Origin of the sequence: Actinoplanes sp. CA-051413, assembly GCF_050955795.1 — a bacterium.
Lineage (GTDB): Bacteria > Actinomycetota > Actinomycetes > Mycobacteriales > Micromonosporaceae > Actinoplanes.
This window is the reverse complement of the sequence record NZ_CP192100.1, coordinates 4,400,618-4,423,585: the sequence shown is the minus strand read 5'-3', so window position 1 is coordinate 4,423,585 and position 22,968 is coordinate 4,400,618. Positions and strand designations below refer to the sequence as shown.

The following is a 22,968-nucleotide window of genomic DNA, read 5'->3' as shown; positions in this document are numbered from 1 at the left end:
GGTCAGCGGATCCGCACCTGCACGGTCCGCACCGGGCTGGTGTTGCCGGCCCGGTCGGTGGCCCGGTACGACACCCGGTGCGTGCCCTTGCCGCGGACCTTGACCGGCGTCTTGTAGGTCTGCCAGGACCCACGGTCCACCCGGTACGAGATCCGCTCCACCCCCGAGCCGCCGTCCTTGGCGCTCAGCGTGACCGTGACCGGTGACCGGCCGACCCGCACCGCCGCGCTGACCGCCGGCGGCTGGGGGTCGCGCCGCACGGTGAGCGTGCCCGGCGCCGACACGTTGCCGAAGTGGTCGGTCGCCCGGTAGGTCACGGTGGTCACGCCGGCCGGCAGCGGCACCGGTCCGGTGTAGGTCTGCCACCTGCCGCCGGCGGTCCGGTATTCGCGGGAGGCGATGCCGGACGGGTCGGTGGCGGTGACGACCAGGGCCACCGGGCCGGTGAACCAGCCGTGCCGGCCGGTCGGCTGCCGCGGGTCGGTCAGCCCGGTGACCGCGGGGGCGGTCACGTCCGGCTGCAGCGGCACGGTGACTTGCTGCGCGGTCTCCTGGTTGCCGGCCCGGTCGGTGGCCTGGAACGCGAGCCGGTGCACGCCGGTGAGGGTGAACGGCTTCGCGTACGGCTGCCACGGGCCGTCGTCGACGCGGTAGCTGATCGAGGCCACGCCCGAGGCGGTGTCCTGGGCGCTGAGCGTGACCGTCGAGGCGTTCTTGACGGTCCGCACCGCGACGGCGGACATCGGCGGTTCCGGGTCGACCCGTACCGGCAGTTCGGCGACCGGGCCGAGGATCAGGTTCGCGCCCCGGGCCCGGTGGCGCACGGTGTACGAGCCGGCCGGCAGCGGCACCGGTTCGGTGTACGCGGACCAGGCGCCGTCGCCCAGCGCGTACTCGATCGTGCTGTTGCCCGCGCCGCCGCTGAGGGTGAGGGTGGCGCCGGCGCCGTACCAGCCGTCGGTCCCGGGCCGGGAGATGGACGCCTGCGGGGGCACCCCGGTGTAGGTGAGCGGGTCGACGCTCTCCAGGGTCGGGATGACCGGGGTGATGGCGCCGGTCGCGTCGAAGTACAGCCGGTCGATGGTGGTCTCGCGGTGGAAGCCGTCGCCGCCGGTGAGCGCGAAGCGGTGGTACGCGATGTACCAGTCGTCGGTGCCGGGCACCTGGATGATCGAGCTGTGCCCGGTGCCGAGGATGCCCTGCGCCGGGTCCTTGGCCAGGATCACGCCGCGGGCGGTGAACGGCCCGTACGGCGAGCTGCCGGTGGCGTAGGCGACCCGGTAGTTCTCGCTGCCGGTGTCGTCGACGGAGTAGCTCAGGTAGTAGGTCCCGTTCCGCTCGTTCATGAACAGGCCCTCGCGGAAGTCGGTGAGCCCGCCGATGGTCTGCCGCTTGGTGACGTCGATCGAGGTCATGTCCGCGTTCAGCGGCGCGACGTAGGCCTTGCCGTTGCCCCAGTACAGGTAGCTCTGCCCGGTGGTGTCGGTGAACACGGCCGGGTCGATCTGCTGGGCGCCGGCGTAGTCGTCGCGGTCGATCAGTGGCGCGCCGGTGTCGGTGAACGGCCCGAGGGGCGAGTCGGCGGTGGCCACCCCGATGTTGCCCGCGGCGCAGTAGTAGAAGTAGTACTTGCCGTTGGCCGAGGCGATCGCCGGGGCCCAGGCGTTGGTGTGGGCCCAGGACACGTCGGCCAGGTCGAGGATCGTGCCGTGCTCGGTCCAGGTCGCCAGGTCGGTCGAGGACCACGCCTTGAAAGTGGTGCTCCCCCAGCCCGCGATGCCGTCGGTGGTCGCGTAGATGTAGTAGGTGTCGCCGAAGCGGACGATGTTCGGGTCGGCGTTGAGGCCGGGCAGCACCGGCGAGCGCAGCACCCGGGTGGTGACCGTGTAGAACCGGGTCGCGCCGGTGGCGCTGGTGACGGTGATGCGCCGTGCGGTGGACCAGTCGCCGGCTCCCGCACCGGTGACCGTCGAGGTGCTCGCCACGGTGAAGACCGGGTTGAGGTTGCGGCGGTCGGTGCCGGGGCGGACCGGCAGCACGATGGTGCCGGCTTCGCTGTCGATCAGGGCCGGGGCCTTGAGGCTGTCCAGCGTCACCGCGGAGACCGTGGTGGCGTTGCCGCCGAGCTGGGCGACCTCGGCGGCGGTGAGGGCCCGGTTGTAGATGCTGACGTCGCGCATCCGGCCCTTGAAGTACTTGTCCGCGGCGTACACCGAGCGGCCGAGGTAGTTGGCCTTGGTGACGCCGTTGCCGATCGAGCCGGGGGTCACGGTGACCGCGGTGTTGCGGGCCACCTGGCGGCCGTCGAGGTAGAGCGTCGCGGTGCCGTCGCCGACGGTGTAGGTCAGCGTCCGCCACGAGCCGCGGCTCAGGGCGCTGCCCGTCGCCGTGCCCTGTTCGGTGGTCCAGTTGCCGGAGGCGATGGCCGCGCGGTAGTTGTCGCCGGTGCTGAACACGTACCCGTTGCCGGCGCCGCCGCTGTCGGTGTTGCCCATCCCCCACAGGAAGTAGGGCTTGGGCTGGGCCGGGTCGATCCAGACGTCGGTGGAGACGGTCATGGCCCGCATCCCCGCCATGGCGTTGTCCGGCAGCTTCACGTAACCGTCGGTGCCGCCGAAGGTCAGGCTGCCGTCGCTCCAGCTCGTGCCGCCGGCGACCGTGGCGTTGTTGCCGTTGCCGGAGGAGTCGATGACTGCGGTGCCGGTGCTCTGGTCCAGGGCGTAGTGGGCGACCAGGCCGTCGGCGGTGGCGGGCAGCGGATCGGGCGTGCCGGAGAGCCGGTCGAGCTCGGCCTGGGTGACCGGCAGGACCGTGCCGTGGCGCGGGCTCTTCGGCAGGGCGTAACTCGCCGGCACCTTCCAGGCCGGGGCGTCGAGGTTGTCGGTGCCGAGCGGGATGTAGCCGCGGCCGCCGTACTCGTCGACGAAGAGGTAGTAGTCCGAGCCGGACTCGTCGCCGGGGTTGGCCTTGAAGGCGGTCGGGCCCTCCACGGCGGAGGTGCCGGCGGCCTTGCCGATGCAGGAGGCCACGATCCGCCACGCCGGGTTCTTCGGGTCGTACGCCGGGTCCGCCACGTCGTCGACCGCGGTCAGCGAGTCCGCCTGCTCCTGGATGATGTCGCTGCAGCCGGTGACCGCGCCCTCGTCCTTGGTGAAGCGGTGGTACTTGCCGCCGTCCTTGATCACGGTGCTGTCGATCCGGGACGAGCCGCGGTCCTGCCAGATCTTCGGCGTGCTGAACGTGACGAAGTCGCGGGTGGTGGCGTAGAGCATCCGGTTGTAGGCGTCGCCGGTGTGCCCGGGGTCGGTCTCGGCGTACAGCTTGGACGCCCAGAAGACGACGTACTGGCCCAGGGTGTCGTCCCAGAACGCCTCCGGGGCCCAGGTGTTGCCGGCCGTCGGCGGCGAGACCAGCACGTGCCGCTGCTGCCCCCATTGCACCAGGTCGGTGGACTCCCACACCTCGAGGTAGCGGCTGCCGCGGCGCTGCGAGTCGTCCCAGGAGGTGCCGCTGCCGATGGACAGGTCGGTGGCGATCAGGAAGAACTTGTCACCCTCGGGCGAGCGGATCAGGAACGGGTCGCGCAGGCCCTTGGTGCCCAGCGTGGAGGTGAGCACCGGCTGGCCACCGTTGAGCTCGGTCCAGCGCAGGGCGTTGTTGCCCTGGCTGGCGGCGAAGGAGATCTTCTCACCGGCGATGCTGTTGCCGGTGAAGTAGGCGAAGGCGTAGCCCTTCAGCGACGCGGGCACGGGCAGAGCGGGCACCGTGGCGGTCAGCGACTTCGTGGCGCTGATCGGGCCGAGGCTGACCGTGGCGGTGAGGGCGACCCGCCGGGCCGGGCTGCCGGCCGCGGGCCGGTGCACGACACCGGTGGCGCTGACGGTGGCGGGGTCCGCACTGGACCACGCGACGGTGGTGCCGTGCAGGCCCGTGACCGGCAGGGTCAGGTTGCCGCGGGCGTCGTCGAGGTTGGTGACGGTCAGCGCTTCGCGGGCCTGCTCGACCTTCTGCGCGGCGCTGAGGGCCGCCTTGACGGTGACCGGGAAGGCGCGGGTGGCGCTGCTGGAACCGCTGGTGAGGGTCGCGGTCAGGGTCACGGTGGTGTCGGCGGCCGGCCTGGTCACCGCACCGGCGGGCGTGATCACCGCCGGGTCCGAGGAGGACCAGGAGACCTTGCTGCCGTACGCGGGTCCGGCGGCCGGCAGGCTCAGGTCACCGGTGACCGCCGAGGTGTCCCCCAGGGTCAGCGCCGCCCGGTCCCCGGCGACCCGGGTGGCGTCGGGAATGGCGATCCCGGCGGCCTCGGCGGCGCTCAGCGCCCGGTCGTAGATCCGGAAGTTGCGGATCCGGCCGTGCAGGTAGGCGTCCGCGGTGTAGACGGACCGGCCCAGGTAGTTCGCCTTGGTGACGCCCGAGCCGATGCTGCCGGGGGTGATGGTGACGCCGGAGGTGGTCGCCACCGGCTGCCCGTTGAGGTATTCGGTCGCCACACCATCGGCGCCGAGGGTGTAGCCGATGCTCGCCCAGACCCCGCGGGGCAGGCCCGATCCGGCCTTGGCGGTCTGCTCGGTGCTCCAGTTCCCGCTGGCGATCGCCGTCCGGTAGGGGTCCCCGGTGGCCATCAGATAACCGTTGCCGACGCCGCCGGCGTCGGTGTTGCCCAGCGCCCAGATCATGTACGGCGTGGCCTGCGCGGTGTCGATGTAGACGTCGGCCGCCACGGTGACCGCACCGAGCCCGGCCAGCACATTGTCCGGCAGCCGCACGTGCCCGTCGGTGCCGCCGAGGACGAGACCACCGCCGTCGGGCGCAAACGACGCGTCACCTCGCAGGACGCCGTCGCGGCCGTGGCCCGAGGTGTCCGGGACCGCGGTCCCGGAGGACTGGGTGAGGTCGTACCGCAGCACCAGGCCGCCGGTGACATCAGCTGCGGCGGCGGGTGCGGCCGGTGCCACGAGGGCGCCGGCGGCCAGCAGACAGGCAGCGATACGGGACAGGTGTCGGGTGCCGCGACGACGGGGCTCGGCGACCATGAAGGCCTCTATCCAGGGGTGGGAGCCGGAAGATTGCCGAAAGTGTTAACGGTCACAACATGCCTGTCAAGCAACCGACACCAAGCCGAAACACAGGCCCGCTCATTCGCCGCTGTCTTTGTCCGTTATGGACCGACCACAAAGCAAAGGACCGGGTCGCCGAGGGCACATATAACCACCCACGCGGGACCGGCGGCGCGGCGGCCACCGCGCCACCTTGTGCGACGCCGCGGTAACGGATACGCGACACGGAAGAACGCGGATTCGTTTATCGCACTGCGCCGGACGACGGCATGGCGATATCGGCTATGGTATCGCCAATAGAGGCGGTCACCAGGTGCCGCACCAAAGGCTTATCCGGGAGCGACCACATGGCCAAGCAGATCGTCACCCTGCTGACCGACGACATTGACGGCAGCAAAGCGGACCGCACCGTCGAATTCAGCATCGACGGCGTCAGCTACACCATCGACCTTTCCGAGAAGAACGCCGGCAAGCTGCGCAAGGCGCTCGACCCGTACCTGGCTGCCGCCTCCCGGATCGGCCGCAGCAGCACCGCGCGGATCGCCGCGCGCAGCACCGCGCCGGCCCCCAGCCGGGCCAACCGCGACCAGAACCAGGCCATCCGGGAATGGGCCAACAAGAACGGTTACGAGGTCTCCGAACGCGGCCGCATCCCCACCTCGATCGTCGAGGCGTTCCACAGCAAGCGCTGATTCAGCGCCCGCCGGTGACGCCGTCGCGAATGTGATGACGACGCCCCTCGCAACGGCGTCCCGGCACGCGCGACGGCCTTTCCCGGCCCGGCCGCGGCAATGCACAAAGCCCGGCCCCCGGCTTCTCTGCCGAAGGCAGAGCGCGACGGCCCACTGAGCGCCGATTTCTGCCCTACGGTCGGATCATGTCCACCGATCAGGTCCGGACCGTCGCCGGGCTCAGCGAAGTGCTGGCCGGCTGGCTGCGCCGGCTCATGCCACCGGGGCCCCGGCTCGACGGGCTCACCACCGACCTCGCGGCCGCCTTCGCCGGCCGCCACGAGCCGGTCGACGCGGCCGGCTGCCAGGCCCTGCAGAAATGCGCGAACGGCCACTCGCGGCACCTGGAGCTGCACTTCGACCCCGCGGGTGCGGAGCGGGCCGACGACGAGGCGAACGGCTGGCCGCCGCCGGACCCCGCACTCGTACGGCGCACAGCCGCGGGCGTCACCTCCGTCCGGCGACTGGACGACGGCACCTGCGTGCTGACCCTGGACGCGCTCGAGCCGTACGCGATCGCCCGGCCGTACCTCGACGCCGCCCTGACCCTCGCCCGCGACTCCACCCGGCTCGTGCTGGACCTGCGCGGCAACGGGGGCGGTGACCCGGCCACCGTAGCGGCGGTCGCAGGCCCACTGCTCGGTGACGACGCCCAGCACCTGTCCGACGTGCTCTACCGGAACCGGCGCCGGCAGTGGTGGACCACCGACTCCCCGCCCGGCAGCGCGCTGACCCAGCCGTTGCTGGTCCTGACCAGCCCTCGGACATACTCCTCGGCGGAGGCGCTGGCGTATCACCTGCAGGCCCGGGGACGCGCGACCGTGGTGGGCGAGCCGACCCGCGGCGCCGCCGACCACGTCACGCCGGTCCGGCTGACTCCGCAGGTGCTGGGCTTCCTGCCCGAGGCCGAGGTCCGCGACGCGGTGACCGGCGGCAACTGGGAGGGCAGCGGCGTGCTGCCGGACATCGCCCAGCCGCACGCGACCGCCCTGGAGGCTGCCCTCCGGGTCCTGTCCGAAAACGCTTGAACCGGTTCAACTTCGCCGGGACCGTCAAGGGGTAGCGTGTGGCCTTGACCGACCGAGGCCGGCGAGGAGACTGCTGATGTCCGAGACGCACCGGCCCACCGCCGCCGAGGCCTTCGCCCGGCTCGGCCGGATCAAGCTCGGCGAGACGGACCTCGACGGCGTGCTGACGATCGTCGCGGAGCTGGCCCGGGCCACCGTTCCGGGCGCCGACGCGGTCTCCGTGACCCTCGTGCGCGCCACCGGCCCGGCCACCGCCGCCTTCACCGCCGAGCTCGCCCGGAGCCTGGACGAGGCGCAGTACCGGCGGGGACACGGCCCGTGCCTGGACGCCGCAGCCTCCCTGCAGACCCTGGCCACCCCGCACACCGAGAGCGAGAGCCGCTGGCCCGACTGGGCCGCCCGGGCCGTGGACGCCGGTGTGCTCAGCGCCCTGGCCGTGGGCCTGCCCGTGGAGGAGGGGGTCACGGGGGCGATCAACGTCTACTCCACCGCGCCGGACGCCTTCGACGACGAGGCTGTCGCGCTCGCCCAGACCTTCGCCGCGTACGCCGCCGCGGCCCTGGCCAACGCCCACGTCTACGACGTGCAGGTCACCCTGGCCCAGCAGATGCGGGTGGCGATGGAGAGCCGGGCCGTCATCGAGCAGGCCAAGGGCATCATCATGGGCGAGCGGCGGTGCACCCCGGAGGAAGCGATCCAGATCCTCATCGGCGTCTCGCGGCAGGGCAACCGTAAGGTCCGCGACATCGCGGCGGCGCTGGTCGCCCGGGCCGGCCGCACCTCCTGAGACGCACCGGTGGCGGAGCTGCGGCCACCGCCGTAGAGTCCGGCCCGATGATCGAGAAACGCCTGACCAAGTCCACGTTGGTGACTGTCTCGCACGCCATCGAGCAGGCCGCCCTGGCCGTCGCCGAGGACGGGCCCATGGTGGTCATCGCGCTGTTCCAGCGGCTGCCGTACTTCGAGCGTGAACGCGAGGTGTACGAACGGATCGCGAAGCTGGCGGCCGTCGCGGTGGTCGGCGTCGTCGCCACCCACCCGCCGGAGCTGTCGGCCGGGCCGTACCCGGTGCTGCTGCACGAGTCCGAGGACCTGGCTCGCGAATGGACCGTCGCGGTGCTGACGCCGCGCTTCGGCGCCGTGCTGGTCGCTCACGACCGCGAGGAGGTCGATCCCGCGGCGGCCACCCTGGAGGCCGGCCGGGTGTTCGACGGCGACTGGCGCTTCCGGCGCGACGACGCCCTGCACGAGGTGCTGCGCCTGCGCGAGGCGCTGGCGGACCGCCTGCCCGCGTCCGCGCGCGCCGCGATCGACGACGTCGTGCAGCGCGTCCGGCACCTGCCGGCAACGCCCGGCGAGGGCCGGGCCGACGCGGCGGTACGGCTGCTGGCCGAGCGCACCGACCGTGACCGCGCCACGATCCAGAAGCTGCGCAGCCCCGCGGCCGGGGCCACGCCGGGCGGCCGGCACCAGGCGGCGCTGACCGACGAGGCCGGGGTACGCCGCTGGTCAGGAGCCGACGGGGTGACCGCCTCGGGCACGCTGCCGGTGGCGCTGCTCGGCGTCCGCCCGGCCCCGGTGCAGGTGCTGCCCGAGCAGACCGGCCGCCGCACGCTGGCGTTGCGCAACGAGGGCCTGATCGCGGTCCTGGCCGCGGTGCTGCGCCCGGCCGACCGGATCACCCGCCTGGACGAGGACAGCTTCCTGCTGGTCATGCCCGCGCTGCCGTACGACGACGCGGTGAAACTGGCCTACCGGGTCGGCACCGAGCTGGCCGCGGCGGGCGAGCGCGACCCGTTCCTGCCGCCGACGGCCACCGTGGTGGTGGCGGTGACCCGCGACCGCCCGTTGCCGCTGGACGCCATCCGGGACGGCCTGACCTGGGCCGTGGGCGAGGGCATCCCCGTGGCCACCCTGCCGTCGCAGTGAGCGCTCGCGGTGCTCAGCCGGCGCGGGACAGGGCGAAGGCGGTCAGGAAGCCGAGCAGGGTGATCAGGCCGATGGCCAGGTGGGTGTTCTCGAAGGCCTCGGGGATCATCGTGTCGGCGATCATGGTGAGGATGGCGCCGGCCGCGAGCGCGGTGATGGCGGCCAGGATGCTCGGCGCCACGCCCCCCAGCAGGGTGTAGCCGGCCACCGCGGCGAGACCGCTGATCACCGCGATCCCGGCCCACAGCCCGAAGACGTACGTGCGGGAGCGGCCGGCGCGGCGCATCCCGGCGGCGCTGGACAGGCCCTCGGGCACGTTGCTGATGAACACCGCCGCCACGGTGGCCACGCTGACCGCGCCGCCGCCGAGCAGGCTGGTGCCGATGACGATCGATTCCGGTATGCCGTCGAGCAGGGCGCCGAGGGCCAGCGCCGTACCGGATCCGCCCTGGTCCTGCTCGGCGGGCTGCTGATCGCCGGAGCGTTTGCGGTGCCGGGCGCCGCGCCGGGCCAGCAGGACGTTCGCCGCGGTGTAGAGCACGGCGCCGGCGATCGCGCCCAGCGTGGTCGGCAGCAGCCCGCCGCTGGCGTAGGCCTCGGCGACCAGCTCGAACGACACGGCCGACAGCAGCACCCCGGCGCCGAAGGCCATGATCGAAGCGATGATCTTCTGCGGGATCCGCGCCAGATAGCCGACCGCGGCGCCGACGAGCAGCGCCGAGCCCGCCAGCAGTCCCCATCCACCCGCTTGCAACCATCCCGGCATCGCCGCACTGTTTCCGCAACGATCTCCTTCAAACGCCGCGGGTCAGAACGCCAGCACGACCCCGGCGACGAGACTGCCCGCGAGCACCGCGCCGCCGGCCGCCAGCATCGTCGTGGTGACGCGGCGGTGCAGGACGCCGGAGCCGGACTGCGGCCGGTTGAGGACCAGCCAGGTGGCGGTGGCCAGGATGAGCAGCCCCGCTATCTCGAGGACAATCATCGGGTCAGTCTCTGCCGGTTCCCGGTGCGGTGTCCGGCGTTCCCTCGTGAACGCTCGGTGAATCCCTCGCGAGGGCTCCGGCGACGAGGGCCAGGGCATGGTCCCAGCCCGGGCAGCGGCGCGGACCGGCGCCGAAGGCCGGTCCCCCGGCCAGACCGACCAGTACGACCTCCCCCGCCTGCACCGTCACGCGGCCGACCGTGGTCGCCACCTGGGCCTGGCGCCGGGTCGCCCGGACCGGCGGATCGGCGTGCAACACCTCGTCGACCGGCCGGTGCCGGGCCCGCTCGATCAGCGTGGCGGTCGCGTCGCACGCCTGGGTCAGCACCCCGATCAGCGCCGCGGTCGGTTCGTCGTGTCTGCCGCCGAGGATCGTCACCAGCCGGTCGACCGCCGCGTCGGCCCGGCTCTCGTCGCCGGTGCCCGGTTGGTAGGCCTGCGCCACGTCACGCACCAGGTCCATGACCGGCTCCGCGATGCCCAGGGCCCGGGCGAGTACGGTCACCGGATGCCCGCCGCCGGTGCGCAGCGTCGCGGGAGGCACGGCGTCGAGAACAGCGACGGCCAGAGCCCGCCGGCGGTCGTGGGCCGGACCCGAGCTGAACCGGCCGACCGTGGCCCGCAGCCAGGCGATCCCGCTCGCGCCGGGCGGCACGGGCGGCACCACGAATCGAGGGTCGTTCAGGACGGCGACTGCGGCCTCGCGGCCGGTGATCTGTTGCACGGCAAAACGGTACGGCCGCAACGGTTCGGTGCCGGCCGAAGTGTGGCTCCGGTCAGCCGGTCGGTCCCGGTACGGCGACCGGCTCCCGTACCGGCGCGGCGACGGTCGTGACCCGGTCACGGCCCTGCTCCTTGGCACGGTAGAGCGCCCGGTCGGCCGCCTCGAGCAGATGCTGGACCGTGCCGTCCGGTGAGCTGGCCACCCCGATCGAGGCGGTCAGCGCGATGACGGCGTCACCCACCACGACCGGTGTCTCGCGCAGCCGGCGGCGCACCCGCTCGGCCAGCCGCTCGGCCTCCGCCCCGTCGGTGTCGGTCAGCAGCAGCACGAACTCCTCGCCGCCGTAGCGGGCCACCACGTCGCTCGCCCGGGCGGTGGTGGTGATGCGGGCCGCCGCCTCCTGCAGCACCGCGTCGCCGGCCAGGTGGCCGTGGGTGTCGTTGACGAGCTTGAAGTGGTCCAGGTCGACGACCATCAGGCTGACCGGGCGGCCGGCGGGCGCGCCGCGCAACCGGTCGACGATCGTCATCAGGTGGCGGCGGTTGTAGAGGCCGGTCAGACCGTCGGTCACGGCCAGCCGCCGCTGCTCGGTCACGGCCAGGGCGAGCTGCTCGGCCAGACCGGCACGATCGGCCGCGAACAGGTACTGGCGCAGCATGACCGTGAGGAACAGGACGGCGACGACGATCAAGGTGAGATCACCGACGGCCCCGGCGCTCACCTTGTCGAACGCGACCAGCGCCGAGGTGGCGGTGACCGAGATGAGGATCGGCATGAGCGGCATGCCCCGGTCGAAGGACCGCGGCTCGGCGGGCGGCTCCGGTCGCCGTACGGCGACCACAGCGGCCAGGAAGCACAGCGCTGCCGCGATCTCGAAGCCGACGTCCACCCAGCTGCCGCTGTCGTAGTCGCTGAAGGTGGCGATGTAGGTGTAGACGATGTCGCTGACCGCGTTGACGGCCCCGGCGGCGCCGACGAGCCGTACCGTCAACGGCACCGACTTGTGCCCGGCCATCCCGACGATGCCCAGGCAGACCAGCAGCACCACGTCCAGCAGCGGGTACGCGATGTTGACCGCGTCGGCGAACGCCATCCCCTCGGAGAGCTGCGGCCTGATCAGCATCTGCCAGCCCAGCGCGCCCAGGCTCACGATGATCAGCGTGCTGTCCAGCAGCCCGCGCAGGTGCCGCAGCCGGCTGGCTCCGCCGAAGCCGACCAGGACCGCCACCACCATGAGCGTCGAGGAGAGCAGGTAGCCGATGTCGGCCACCGACGGCGCGGGTGGCCCGTCGGGAGTCAGATAGTCGTAGCCGGCCCAGATGCTCTCGCCCGCGAGCTGGGCCGCGAACGCCACGGTGAGCAGCTGCCACAGCGTGCGGTGCCGGCCCCGTTCCCGGCGGACCGCCACCCCGGCGACGAGCACCCCGGCGATCAGCGGCACGAGGTAGAGGATGTCGCCGACGAACATCGCCGCTCGCGGCGAGTCCTGGCAGAGCGCGGTGAGCACGGTGTAGAGGACGAGCCAGGCCACGGTCGCGGCGACCGTGGCGCGCAGCAGCCGGTCAGGCGCACCGCCGCTCGTGCCGACTCCTGGGCGTGCCTGCCCAGAGCTCATCCCGCTCACCGTTTCCCGTGCCACGATTCCGACCTTCTCCGGCACCTCATCGGTCGTGCGGGGGCCGAGCTGAGCCAATGGGGCGCGCGCCACCGGTGCCGCCACCCGTTAGCTGGACAAGCGCCCCGCGACATTGACGATCGCCGTCGCGTACGGGTAGTCAGGAACGATGTCTCGACCGACCCTGACCGACGACCTCGCCCGGTATGTGCTGCCGCCAGCACAATTCCACGGCCTGAGCCTGCAAGCGCTCGACCCCCCGGCCATCGCGCGATTCTGGGGCACGGTGCTCGGCGCGCCGGTGCGCGAGGAAGGCCCCGCAGCGTTGCGCATCGACCCGGGGCCGGGCCGGCCCCGCAACGAGATCGTCCGGGTGCGGCGGGTGCGGCGGCTCGCGACCGAGCAGAGCCGGGTGCACCTCGACGTCCGGCTGTCCGGCGCCGATGTCGACCACATCGTCGCGGCGGGCGGCCGGCTGCTGCGCCGGCCGGGCGCCGACCCCTGGTACGTGCTGGCCGACCCGGAGGGCAACGAGTTCTGCGCCTTCCCGGCGGCGGACGACCGGCCCCCGGGCATCTTCGAGCTCGTCGTGAAGTGCCGTGACGCCCGGGCCCAGGCCCGCTGGTGGGGTGCGGTGCTGGGCGGTGAGGTGGCGGCCGAGGGCGAGGCCGCGGTGGTCCGGGCCGCCCCCGACTTCCCGTGGGACTTCTTCGTCTTCGATCCGGTGCCGGAGGCCCGCGACGGCGCGAACCGGCTGCACTGGCACGTGGTGCTGCGCGACCGCGACCCGGACGACCTGCTGGCGCTGGGCGCGGGCGTGGTGCGCGCCCCGGACGACGAGAGCGGCCACTGGGTGCTGACCGATCCGGAGGGCAACGAGTTCTGCGCCGTACCGGAGAGCTCCTGACGCGGCCCGGGCCCGCCGGCGTGGCGGGCCCGGTCGCGTGCCGTCAGGCCTTGGCCGAGCCGTCCATCTGCTCACGCAGGGTGCGCGGCCGCATGTCCGTCCAGACCTCGTCGACGTAGCCGGAACACTCGTCGCGGGTGCCCTCCTTGCCGACCCGCTGCCAGCCCGCCGGCACGTCCAGCCCCACCGGCCACAGCGAGTACTGCTCCTCGTCGTTGCGCAGCACCTCGTAGCGTTCGTGCTCGTCCATCTCTGTCCCCTCTTTCTCGCTCGGATCGATCTACCCGGCCACCGGGACCCGGGGCCGGGGAAACTCGCGCAGTACCTTGCTGACGGTGACCGAGACGGTCACCGCCGCGATGCCCGCCGCGCAGACGAGCACCGCCGTGGTGCCGGGCACCACCGCCGTCAGCAGCCCGCCCAGCACCGGTCCGGCCGCGCCGGCCACTCCGGTGAGCAGAGCGAGCACGCCGCTGAGCCGGCCCCGCAGCTCGTCCGGGGTGCTGATCAGCTGCTGCGTCACGATGGTGGTGTTCGCGGTCGGGACCAGCAGGGCCATGCCCGCGAAGATCGCCCCGATCAGGTAGCCGCCGTGCACCAGCGCGGTCACCGGGGTGAGCACGGCCAGGACCCAGAAGACCGAGGCGATGGACACGTACGGGCTGAGCACCCGTTGCAGGTAGGGGGCGGCGAGGGCGCCCACCACCCCACCGGCGCCCAGCATCGCGGCCATGACGCCGATCTCGCCGGGCGGCGTGCCGCGGCGCTGGGCGAGCACGATGACCACCAGGTAGAAGGCGCTGAAGAACAGGTTGAGCAGCGCCGCGTACAGGGTGGTGATCCGGATGGTCCGGTGCTGCCACGCCCAGCGCAGCCCGGCCACGATCTCCGGGCCCAGGTTGCGCACCGGCGCCGGCGGAGTGTCCCGGGGCGGCACCCGCAGGAAGGCCAGGGCCACGAACGACACCAGGTGGGTCACGGCGTCCACCGCGAACGGCAGGACCCGGGCCGCGGCGAACAGGAACCCCCCGGCGGCGGTGCCGGCGAGCTGCCCGAGCGAGGTACGGGCCCCGTTCGACGCGACCGCCGCGGACAGCTGCTCCTCCGGCACCACGGCGGCCAGGGTCGCGTCCTCGGCCGGTTCGAACAGCGCCGTGCAGCCGCCCAGCACCGCCGCCACCACGACCATGTGGGCCACCGTGGCCGCGTCCAGCAGCAGTGCTGCCACCAGGCTGCCGACAGCCACCGCCTGCGCCGCCTCGCAGGCCAGCAGCACCCGCTTGCGGTTCCACCGGTCCGCCAGGGCCCCGGCGGGCAGCCCGGCGACGAGCTGCGCGGTGGCGATCGTCCCCAGCACCAGCCCGGAGGCGGCGGTCGAGCCGGTCACCGCCAGCACCAGCAGCGGGAACGCGATCGTGGTGGCGTTGTGGCCGAACTCGGCGCAGGCCTGGCTCAGCCACAACAGCCGGTAGTCGCGGTTGCGGGACAGCGGGACGGTCATCCCCGCCCCTGCCGGCAGTCGTGCGCGATGGCCCGCAACGCCGTGGCGAAGGCCCCGGCCGCCGTCTCCACCGCGGCGGGGTCGTGCCGGCCGGGCTGGAAGTACCAGGAGAACTCCAGCTCACCGCCGTGCACCGAGCCCACCACCTCGAGGGCCCGCGCGGTGCGGTCGCGGGGATCGTGGTCCTGCCCGGGTGCCGGGTGCGACCCCTGGTAGAGCGTCGTCCCGGTCTCCTGGGAGCGGGCGTCCCACTGCCCGAGGTAGTTGAAGACCACTTCGGGGTCCCGGTGGTCCCCGCCGAGGAGTTTCCGGGACCGCTCGTCACCGAGGTAGCGCAGGGCGCCGTAGCCCAGCCCGTTACCCGGCACCGCCCGCAACTGCTTGCGGATCGACTTGATCAGCGTGCGCCACTGCGGCTCGGTGCCGGCGCCGGCGCCGACATCCAGCGCGACCGGGTACATCGTGGTGAACCAGCCGACCGTGCGGGACAGGTCGACACCGTCGAGGATGTCCTCGCGGCCGTGGCCTTCCAGCTGGACGCGTAACCGGTCCTGGCCGCTCCACCGGGACAGCGCCCAGGCGAGCGCGGCCAGCAGCACGTCGTTGATCCGCGTCCGGTAGCTGCCCGGGGCGACCCGCAGCAGGGCGTCGGTGTCGTCAGCGCTCAGCGCCACGGACACCGTCCGCATCGGCGCGGACGACGCCTCCGCGTCCTCCTGCGGCGGCGGCGCCTCGGCACCGGCGCCGGCCGCCCAGTAGTCCACCTCACCGTCGAACGCCCCGGCGGCGACGTGCGCGCTCAGCCGCTCCGCCCATTCCTGTACGGAGGTCGTCCGGGCCCCCAGGTCCACGGGTCCGCCCCGGGTGAGCTGGCCGTAGGCGGTCTCCAGGTCGTCGAGCAGGATCCGCCAGGACACCCCGTCGACGACCAGGTGGTGCACGACCAGCAGCAGGTACGGCCGCCGCCCGTCCCCGCGGTCGAACAGCACGGCCCGCAGCAGCCCGCCCCGGTGCAGGTCGAACGAGGCGTGCACGTCCTCAGCGACCTTCTCCAGCGCCGCCTGCTGCTCCTCGTCCCCGACCGCCGGCAGCCTGTGCCGGCGCAGCACCCCGGCGTCGTCCGGAGGCGCGATCTCCTGGCGCCACCCGGCGGAACCAAGGGTGAACACCGACCGCAGGGCGTCGTGCTGGGTGACCAGGGCGGTCAGGGCCGCGCCCAGCGCCGCCTCGTCCACCTCGGCCGGCAGTTCCAGCATCACCGCCTGGTTGAAGTGGTGCGGGTTGGCGGTGTGGGTGTCGAAGAACCAGCGCTGGATCGGCGTCAGTGACACCTCGCCGGCGACCGGTGCCCGCCCGGTGTCGCCGGCTCCGACCACGGTGACCGCCTCGGCCAGCGCCGCGATGTCCTGGTGCAGGAACAGGTCCTTGGTGGTCAGGTGCAGGCCGCTCTGCCGGGCCCGGGAGACCACCTGGATGCTCAGGATGGAGTCGCCGCCCACGTCGAAGAAGTTGTCGTGCACGCCGACCCGGTCCAGGCCCAGCACGTCACCCCAGATCCCGGCCAGCGCCCGCTCGGTGTCGGTGCGCGGGGCCAGGTACCCGGCCCCCGGTTCCGGGGCGGCCGGGTCCGGGGCGGGCAGGGCCCGCTTGTCGAGCTTGCCGTTCGCGGTGACCGGCAACGCCGGCAGCGCGAGAAACGCGGCCGGGACCAGGTAGTCGGGCAGGCTCCGGCCGAGGAACTCGCGCAGCTCCACGGTCCCCGGTGCGGACTCCCCGGCCGGCGGCACCACGTACGCGACCAGGCGCTTGCTGCCCGGCCGGTCCTCGCGCGCGATCACCACGGCCTGAGCCACCGCGGGGTGGGCGGTGAGGGCGGCCTCCACCTCCCCCGGCTCGATCCGGAATCCGCGGATCTTGACCTGATCGTCGGCCCGGCCGAGGAACTCCAGCTCCCCGGCGGTGGTCCAGCGAGCCAGGTCACCGGTGCGGTACATCCGGCTCCCGGCGGCACCGAACGGATCGGCGAGGAACCGCTCGGCGGTCAGGCCGGGCCGTTGCAGGTAGCCGCGGGCCAGGCCGGCCCCGGCGACGTACAGCTCACCGGCGACGCCCACGGGCACGGGTTGCAGGGCGGCGTCGAGCACGTACACCCGGGTGTTGGGGATGGGCCGGCCGATCGGCGGCACCCCGCCCGGGGTCAGCGGCCCGGTCCAGGAGGTGACCACCGTGGACTCGGTCGGGCCGTACGCGTTGATCATGCGACGGCCCGGCGCCCAGCGGGCGACCAGCTCGGGCCCGCAGGCGTCGCCGCCGACGATCAGCGTGCCGAGGTCCGGCAGCTCGGCCTCGCCGACGGTGGCCAGCGCGGCCGGCGGGATCAGGGCGTGCGTCACCCGGCGCCCGGCCAGTACCTCCTGCAGCTGCTCGCCGACCAGTGGTCCCGGCGGCGGCACCACCAGGGCGGCGCCCGCGGGCAGCGCCATGCACAGCTCCAGCACCGAGGCGTCGAAGCTGGGCGAGGCGAACTGCAGCACCCGGTCCCCGGGCCGGACCGCGAAGTGCTCGATCTCCGCCGCCGAGAAACTCGCCACCCCGGCGTGGGTGACGCTGACCCCCTTGGGGCGGCCGGTCGATCCGGAGGTGTAGATGACGTACGCCGGGTGGGCCGGGTCCAGCCGCGCGCGGCGGTCCGCGGCGGTCACCCGGGCCGTGGGCTGACCGGCGAGCGCGGCGGCGACCGCGGGGTCGTCGAGGACGATCAGGACCGGTCCCTCCGGCAGGCTCGCCGCCAGGTCCGCGCGGGTCACGGTGAGGACCGGACGGGCGTCGTCGAGCATGAAGGCGATCCGGTCGCCCGGATAAGCCGGGTCCACGGGCAGGTACGCGGCCCCGGCCCGGCCCGCCGCCAGCTGGGCCACCACGATCTCCGGTGACCGGGGCAGCACCAGCGCGACGATCGATTCCGGTCCGGCGCCGCGCTCGATCAGCAGCCGGGCCAGCCGGTTGACCCGGTCGTCCAGCTCGGCGTAGCTGAGCTCGCCGTCGTCGTGCAGCACGGCCGGGGCGTGCGGGGTCCGGGCCACCTGCGCGGCGAACAGCTGGTCGAGAGTGGCCGGCGGCACCGGTCGGGCGGTGTCGTTGAGCCCGGTCAGCAGGTGCTGCCGTTCCGGCCCGGTCAGCATGGGCAGCCGGGACACCGGGCGGTCCGGATCGGCGGCGATCGCCTCGAACAGGGCCGTCAGGTGGCCGGCCATCCTCGTCACGGTGGCGGCGTCGAACAGGTCGGTGTTGTAGGTCAGGGCCACGTCGAGACCGGCGGGCGATTCCTCGAACTCCACGGTCAGGTCGTAACCGGCCGCGGTCATAGGCAGCTCGACCGGCTCGGTGCGCAGCCCCGGCAGCTCCGGCGCCTCCCCCGGCAGGTTCTGCAGCACCACCATGACCTGGAACAGCGGCGTCCGGCTGGTGTCGCGGGCCGGGCGCAGCTCGTCGACGAGCCGCTCGAACGGCACGTCCTGGTGGGCGAGCGCACCGAGCACGGTCTGCCGGACCCGGCCGAGCAGCTCGGCGAACGAACCGTTGCCGTCGACCAGCGTGCGCAGCACCACCGTGTTGACGAAGAAGCCGACGAGGCTCTCCAGCTCGGCCCGGTCCCGGCCGGAGGTGACCGTGCCGACGGCCACGTCGTCCTGGCCGGACCAGCGGCTGAGCAGCAACTGGCAGGCAGCCACCAGGGTGGTGAACAGCGTGCCGCCGTGTTGCCGGCCGAGCCCGGTCAGCCGCGCGGCGAGGGCCGGCTGGACCCGGAACTCGTGGACCGCGCCGTGCTGGGTGTGCACGGGCGGGCGGGGCCGGTCGTACGGCAGCTCCAGAGTGGGGACGCCGGCGAGGGTCTCCCGCCAGTAGCCGAGCTGCTCGTCCAGCAACGGCCCGGTGAGCCGTTCGCGTTGCCAGGCGGCGAAGTCGGCGTACTGCACCGGCAACTCCGGCAGGCGCGCGGGCCGGTCGGCGTACAGGTCCGCCAGCTCGCTCATGATCACCCCGGTCGACCAGCCGTCGGTGACGATGTGGTGCAGCACGAGCAGCAGGACGTGCTCGTCGTCGGCGAGGCGGATCAGAACCGCCCGCAGCAGTGGCCCAGCGGCCAGATCGAACGGGCGGCCGGTGTGCGCGGCGAGGACCTCGCCGAGCGCGGCCGGGTCACCGAGCTGCTGCTCCTCCAGCGGCACCGGTCCCGGCGGTTGGATCACCTGCTCGGCGACACCGTCGGCGCCGGCCCGGAAGGTGGTACGCAGCGACTCGTGCCGGGCCACGAGGGCGTCCAGCGCGCTGCGGAGGGCGTCGGTGCGCAGGGTTCCGGTGAGGCGCACCGCGGTCGGGGTCACGTACTCGGTGGAGGTGGGGTCGAACTCGTGCAGGAACCACAGGCGCTGCTGGGCGAAGGAGAGTGGCAGCGCCCGGTCCCGGGGCAGCGGCGTGATGCCGGCGGTGTCGGGGGTGCCGGCCGGCACGGTGAGCGCGGCGGCCAGCCCGGCCACCGTGGGCTGGTCGAAGATCGCCCGCGGTGACAGCTGTACGCCGAAGGCCTCGCGCAGCCGGGAGGTGAGACCGATGCTGAGGATCGAGTCGCCACCGAGGGCGAAGAAGTCGTCCTCGGCGCCGACCTCGGCCACGCCGAGAAGCTCGGACCACGCCGCGGCGACGACCTGTTCGGCCTCGGTGCGCGGCGCGACGTAACCGGGGGCCACCAGGCCGTCCTCGCCGGGTGCAGGCAGGGCCCGGCGGTCCAGCTTGCCGCTCGCGGTCAGCGGCAGCCGGTCGAGGGAGACGAACACCGCGGGAACCATGTGCTCCGGCAGGTCCCGCCGCAGGAACGTCCGCAGCTCGACGGTGTCCGGCACGGTCGCCTCCGGTCCGGGGACCAGGTAGCCGATCAGGCGTGGTCCGCCGGGCCGGTCCTCGCGGGCGAGCACGGCGACGTCCCGGACCGCCGGGTGGGCACCGAGCGCCGCCTCGATCTCCCCGAGCTCGATCCGCTGGCCGCGGATCTTCACCTGGTGATCTGTGCGGCCCAGGTATTCGAGCAGGCCGTCGGTGGTCCAGCGGGCCACGTCGCCGGTGCGGTACATCCGGCTCCCAGCGGCGCCGTACGGGTCGGCCGGGAAGCGTTCGGCGGTCAGGCCGGGCCGGTGCAAGTAGCCGCGGGCCAGTTGCACCCCCGCGAGGTAGAGCTCCCCGGGTACGCCGGGCGGCACCGGGCGCAGCCGGCGGTCGAGGACGTACGTGCGGGTGTTCCAGACCGGGCGGCCGATCGGCACCGGTGACGCGTCCCAGCCGGGCGGACAGGCGAAGGAGGTCACGTCGACCGAGGCCTCGGTGGGGCCGTACAGGTTGTGCAGCCCGGCCCCCAGCACCCGCTGGTACGCCGCGACGAGGTCACCGGGAAGCGCCTCGCCGCTGCAGATCACCCTGCGCAGGCCGGTGCAGCCCGCGGCGGCCGGCTCGGCCACGAAAGCCCGCAACATCGATGGTACGAAGTGGACGGTCGTCACCCGGTGCCGCTGAATGACGTCCGCGAGGTAGGCCGGATCACGGTGTCCGTCCGGCCGCGCCACCACCAGGGTGGCGCCGACGGTCAGCGGCCAGAAGAACTCCCAGACCGACACGTCGAAGCCGGCCGGGGTCTTCTGCAGGACCACGTCGTCGGTGGCCAGACCGTACTCGTGCTGCATCCACAGCAGCCGGTTGACGATGCCCTCGTGCGGCACCGCCACTCCCTTGGGCCGGCCCGTCGAGCCGGAGGTGTAGATGACGTAGGCGGGGTTCGCGCCGGCCACCTCGGGCAGCGGTCCGGCGGCCGGCTCGGGCAGGCCGGCGCCGGCGCGCACAGTCTCGAGCCGGTCCAGCACCAGCACCGGCCGGGCGTCGCTCAGCATGAACGCCACCCGCTCGGCGGGCAGGTCCGCCTCGATCGGCAGGTACGCGGCCCCGGCGTACAGCACGGCCACCAGCGCCACCACCAACTCGGCCGAGCGCGGCAGCGCGACGGCCACGCACGTCTCCGGGCCCGCACCGGCCGCCACCAGCCGCGCCGCCAGCTCCCGGGCCCGGGCGTCCAGGTCGGCGTAGCTCAGCTCGTCGTCCTCGAACACCACCGCTCGCGCGTGCGGGGTTCGCACGGCCTGCTCCTCGAGCAGCCCGGTCAGCGTGCCGGCCGGCGTCGGCCGGTCCGTGGCATTGAAGGAAACCAGGACCTGCTCGCACTCGGCGTCGGACAGCCACGGCAGCCGGTCCGGCGTGCGGTGCGGGTTCGCCGCGATCCCCTCGAGCAGGGTGCGCAGCCGCTCGGCGAGCGTCGCCACCGTGCTCGCGTCGAACAGCGCGGGATCGTAGGCAAGCTCGAAGCGCAGCCGATCGTCGAGGTAGGCAGTCAGACAGAGAGCGAACGTCGTGGTGTCGATCCCCTCAACCGCACCCACCCGCAGTCCCGGCCCCTCCCCCGCCGCGTCGATCGGGTAGTTCTCGAAGGCGACCATGCTCGCGAACAGCCCGGTGCCGCCGGGCGGCAGGTCGCTGCACGCGCGCAGATCCGCCAGCGAGGCGAAGTCGTAGCGCCGGGCCTCGCTCTGCTCGATCTGCAGGGCCCGCAGCCAGCCGGCGAGGTCTGCGTCGTCGCTGATGAGCGCGCGGGTGGGCAGGGTGTTGATGAACATGCCGATCATCGACTCCACCCCGGCGAGCTCGGCGGGCCGCCCGGAGACCGTGGTGCCGAACAGCACGTCCCGTTCGCCGCTGTAGTGCGACAGCAGCAGCGCCCAGGCGCCCTGCACGACGGTGTTCACGGTCAGGCCGTTCGCGCGGGCGGTGGCGTGCAGCAGCGCCGACTCCGGCGGGCTCAGTTCGAGCCGCAGCGACTGCGAGGACTCGGTGCGGTGGGTGTCGACCGGCGCGCGGTCGTACGGCAGCGGGGTCGGTGCCTCGACGCCGGCGAGCACGCCACGCCAGTAGCGCTGTGATTCAGCGGCGTCCTGCGCGGCGAGCCACGACAGGTAGTCGCGGAACGGGCGCCGCGGGGCGAGCTGCGGTGCGCGGCCGGACGTGATCGCGGCGTACTGCTCGCAGACCTCGGCGAAGACCGCGGCCGTGCTCCAGCCGTCCAGCATGATGTGGTGCGAGCTCCAGCTGAGCAGCACCTCGTCGGCGCCGAGCCGGACGATCGCCAGCCGCAGCAGCGGCGCCCGGGTGAGGTCCAGTCCGCTGGCGCGGTCCTCGGCCCACAGTCGCTCGAGTTCGGCGTCGCGTTCCTCCGCTGGCCGGGAGCTCAGGTCAAGGTGAACAACAGGCACGGTCACCCGGCGCCGCACCACCTGCACGGGCCGGGACAGCCCTTCCCAGGCCACGGCGCTGCGCAGCACCGGCGTCCGGTCGATGACCCGCTGCCAGGCTTCGGCCAGCGCGGCCGGGTCACTCACCCCGGACAGCCGGACCCGTACCTGGTCCACGTAGGCACCGGAACCGGCGTCGACCAGGCTGTGGAACAGCATGCCGGCCTGCAGCGGGGTCAACGGGTAGATGTCCTCGACGTCGCGGCCGTCGCCGGCCAGCCGGTCGACCGCGGCCTGGTCCAGGGCGGCGAGCGGGAAATCCGACGGGCTGCGCCCACCCGCGCCGGGCCCGGCACAGTGCACCACGATGTCGCGCAACGCCGCCACCATGGCGTCGGCCAGCCGGCGTACGGTGTCCTCGTCGTGCACCTCGTGCGAGTAGGTCCAGTCGAGTTGCAGGCACCCGTCGGTGACCGCGCCGGTGATCTCGATCAGGTAGCCACGGTTGCTCTCCGGCGCGACGTCCTGCCCGGCACCGGGGTGCCAGGCCCGGTAGAGCCCGTCCGGCTCGGCGTCCACGTCCCACTGACCGTGGTAGTTGAAGCAGATCTGCGGCATCGGCAGCCCGCGCAACGCCGCCCCCGGACCGTCGGCCCGGCTCAGATAGCGCAGCGCACCGAAGCTGAGACCGCGGTGCGGCACCGCACGCAGCTGTTCCTTGACGCCGATGAGCACCCCCGCCCAATCGCCGGCCGGCACGTTGAGCGAGACCGGGAACTCGGCGGTGAACCAACCGACCGTGCGGGAGGTGTCGACATCGTCGAACAGTTCCTCACGGCCGTGGCCCTCCAGCGCGAGCAGCACGCGTTCCCGGCCGGTCCACTCGGCGAGCACCCGGCCCAGGGCGCTGAGCAGCACATCGTTGGCCTGGGTGCGGTAGACCGGGGGCACCTGATGCAGCAGCGCGTCGGTGTCCGCCGGGGAGAGCCGGACGGTCACGTTGCGGGCCGTGGCTGTGGTGTTGGCGCCTTGGCGGTCGACCGGGAGCTCGGCCGTGGCCTCGCGGACCGCCCGGGTCCAGTACGGCAGGGCGTCGTCGAGCCCACCGGCGGCGACGTGCGCGGCGAGCCGCTGCGCCCAACCGGTGTAGCCGGTGCCGACCGGGG

Annotated in this window: 13 protein-coding genes (1 of these 13 running past the window's edge); 5 read left to right on the top strand and 8 right to left on the bottom strand. The window is 73.3% G+C overall.

Annotated features, from left to right (window positions below; all coding sequences use genetic code 11):
- Positions 1-2: 2 nt before the first annotated feature.
- Positions 3-5,033, bottom strand: coding sequence for a family 43 glycosylhydrolase (locus ACQP2Y_RS20440; RefSeq protein ID WP_433730567.1), 5,031 nt, complete (start codon positions 5,031-5,033; stop codon positions 3-5).
- A gap of 371 nt (positions 5,034-5,404) precedes the next feature.
- On the opposite strand from ACQP2Y_RS20440, the gene ACQP2Y_RS20435 reads away from it, so the two are divergent.
- The 4 genes from ACQP2Y_RS20435 to ACQP2Y_RS20420 all read left to right on the top strand — a co-directional run bounded on the left by ACQP2Y_RS20435 (position 5,405) and on the right by ACQP2Y_RS20420 (position 8,745).
- Positions 5,405-5,749 carry a histone-like nucleoid-structuring protein Lsr2 gene (locus tag ACQP2Y_RS20435; RefSeq protein ID WP_360834125.1) on the top strand — a complete coding sequence of 115 codons (345 nt, stop codon included), beginning with the start codon at positions 5,405-5,407 and terminating at the stop codon, positions 5,747-5,749.
- A gap of 185 nt (positions 5,750-5,934) precedes the next feature.
- Positions 5,935-6,816, top strand: a complete 882-nt coding sequence (locus ACQP2Y_RS20430; protein ID WP_433730565.1) for a S41 family peptidase — start codon at positions 5,935-5,937, stop codon at positions 6,814-6,816.
- A 76-nt stretch (positions 6,817-6,892) separates the two neighbouring features.
- Positions 6,893-7,603, top strand: coding sequence for a GAF and ANTAR domain-containing protein (locus tag ACQP2Y_RS20425; RefSeq protein WP_433730563.1), 711 nt, complete (start codon positions 6,893-6,895; stop codon positions 7,601-7,603).
- A gap of 47 nt (positions 7,604-7,650) precedes the next feature.
- Positions 7,651-8,745, top strand: coding sequence for a DICT sensory domain-containing protein (locus ACQP2Y_RS20420; RefSeq protein WP_433730561.1), 1,095 nt, complete (start codon positions 7,651-7,653; stop codon positions 8,743-8,745).
- A 13-nt stretch (positions 8,746-8,758) separates the two neighbouring features.
- Here ACQP2Y_RS20420 and ACQP2Y_RS20415 read toward each other — a convergent pair whose 3' ends face one another.
- From ACQP2Y_RS20415 to ACQP2Y_RS20400, 4 genes are read right to left on the bottom strand one after another with little or no spacing between them, the layout of a single operon-like run.
- On the bottom strand, positions 8,759-9,511 hold the full coding sequence (locus tag ACQP2Y_RS20415; protein ID WP_433730559.1) for a ZIP family metal transporter: 753 nt from the start codon (positions 9,509-9,511) through the stop codon (positions 8,759-8,761).
- Positions 9,512-9,553: 42 nt separating this feature from the next.
- On the bottom strand, positions 9,554-9,730 hold the full coding sequence (locus ACQP2Y_RS20410; RefSeq protein ID WP_433730557.1) for a hypothetical protein: 177 nt from the start codon (positions 9,728-9,730) through the stop codon (positions 9,554-9,556).
- A 4-nt stretch (positions 9,731-9,734) separates the two neighbouring features.
- Positions 9,735-10,454, bottom strand: a complete 720-nt coding sequence (locus tag ACQP2Y_RS20405) for a hypothetical protein (RefSeq protein ID WP_433730555.1) — start codon at positions 10,452-10,454, stop codon at positions 9,735-9,737.
- 52 nt (positions 10,455-10,506) lie between these two features.
- Positions 10,507-12,069, bottom strand: coding sequence for a GGDEF domain-containing protein (locus ACQP2Y_RS20400; RefSeq protein ID WP_433730553.1), 1,563 nt, complete (start codon positions 12,067-12,069; stop codon positions 10,507-10,509).
- Between the two features lie 169 nt (positions 12,070-12,238).
- Here ACQP2Y_RS20400 and ACQP2Y_RS20395 point away from each other — a divergent pair, with 169 nt between their 5' ends.
- A complete protein-coding gene (locus tag ACQP2Y_RS20395; protein WP_433730551.1) occupies positions 12,239-12,976 on the top strand; it encodes a VOC family protein in 738 nt (245 codons plus the stop codon).
- 43 nt (positions 12,977-13,019) lie between these two features.
- Here ACQP2Y_RS20395 and ACQP2Y_RS20390 read toward each other — a convergent pair whose 3' ends face one another.
- The 3 genes in view from ACQP2Y_RS20390 to ACQP2Y_RS20380 are tightly spaced (at most 30 nt apart) and all read right to left on the bottom strand, a layout consistent with a single transcriptional unit that may run on beyond the window.
- Positions 13,020-13,226: an MbtH family protein gene (locus ACQP2Y_RS20390; protein ID WP_433730549.1), complete on the bottom strand. Its 207-nt coding sequence runs from the start codon at positions 13,224-13,226 to the stop codon at positions 13,020-13,022.
- Between the two features lie 30 nt (positions 13,227-13,256).
- On the bottom strand, positions 13,257-14,477 hold the full coding sequence (locus ACQP2Y_RS20385) for an MFS transporter (RefSeq protein ID WP_433730547.1): 1,221 nt from the start codon (positions 14,475-14,477) through the stop codon (positions 13,257-13,259).
- Positions 14,474-22,968: the 3' end of a non-ribosomal peptide synthase/polyketide synthase gene (locus ACQP2Y_RS20380; RefSeq protein ID WP_433730545.1), read on the bottom strand. It continues 11,518 nt past the right edge of the window; 8,495 of the gene's 20,013 nt are visible here — the last part of the coding sequence; its start codon lies beyond the right edge, outside the window — the gene reads right to left on this strand; its stop codon occupies positions 14,474-14,476. Before ACQP2Y_RS20380 ends, ACQP2Y_RS20385 begins: the two co-directional genes overlap by 4 nt.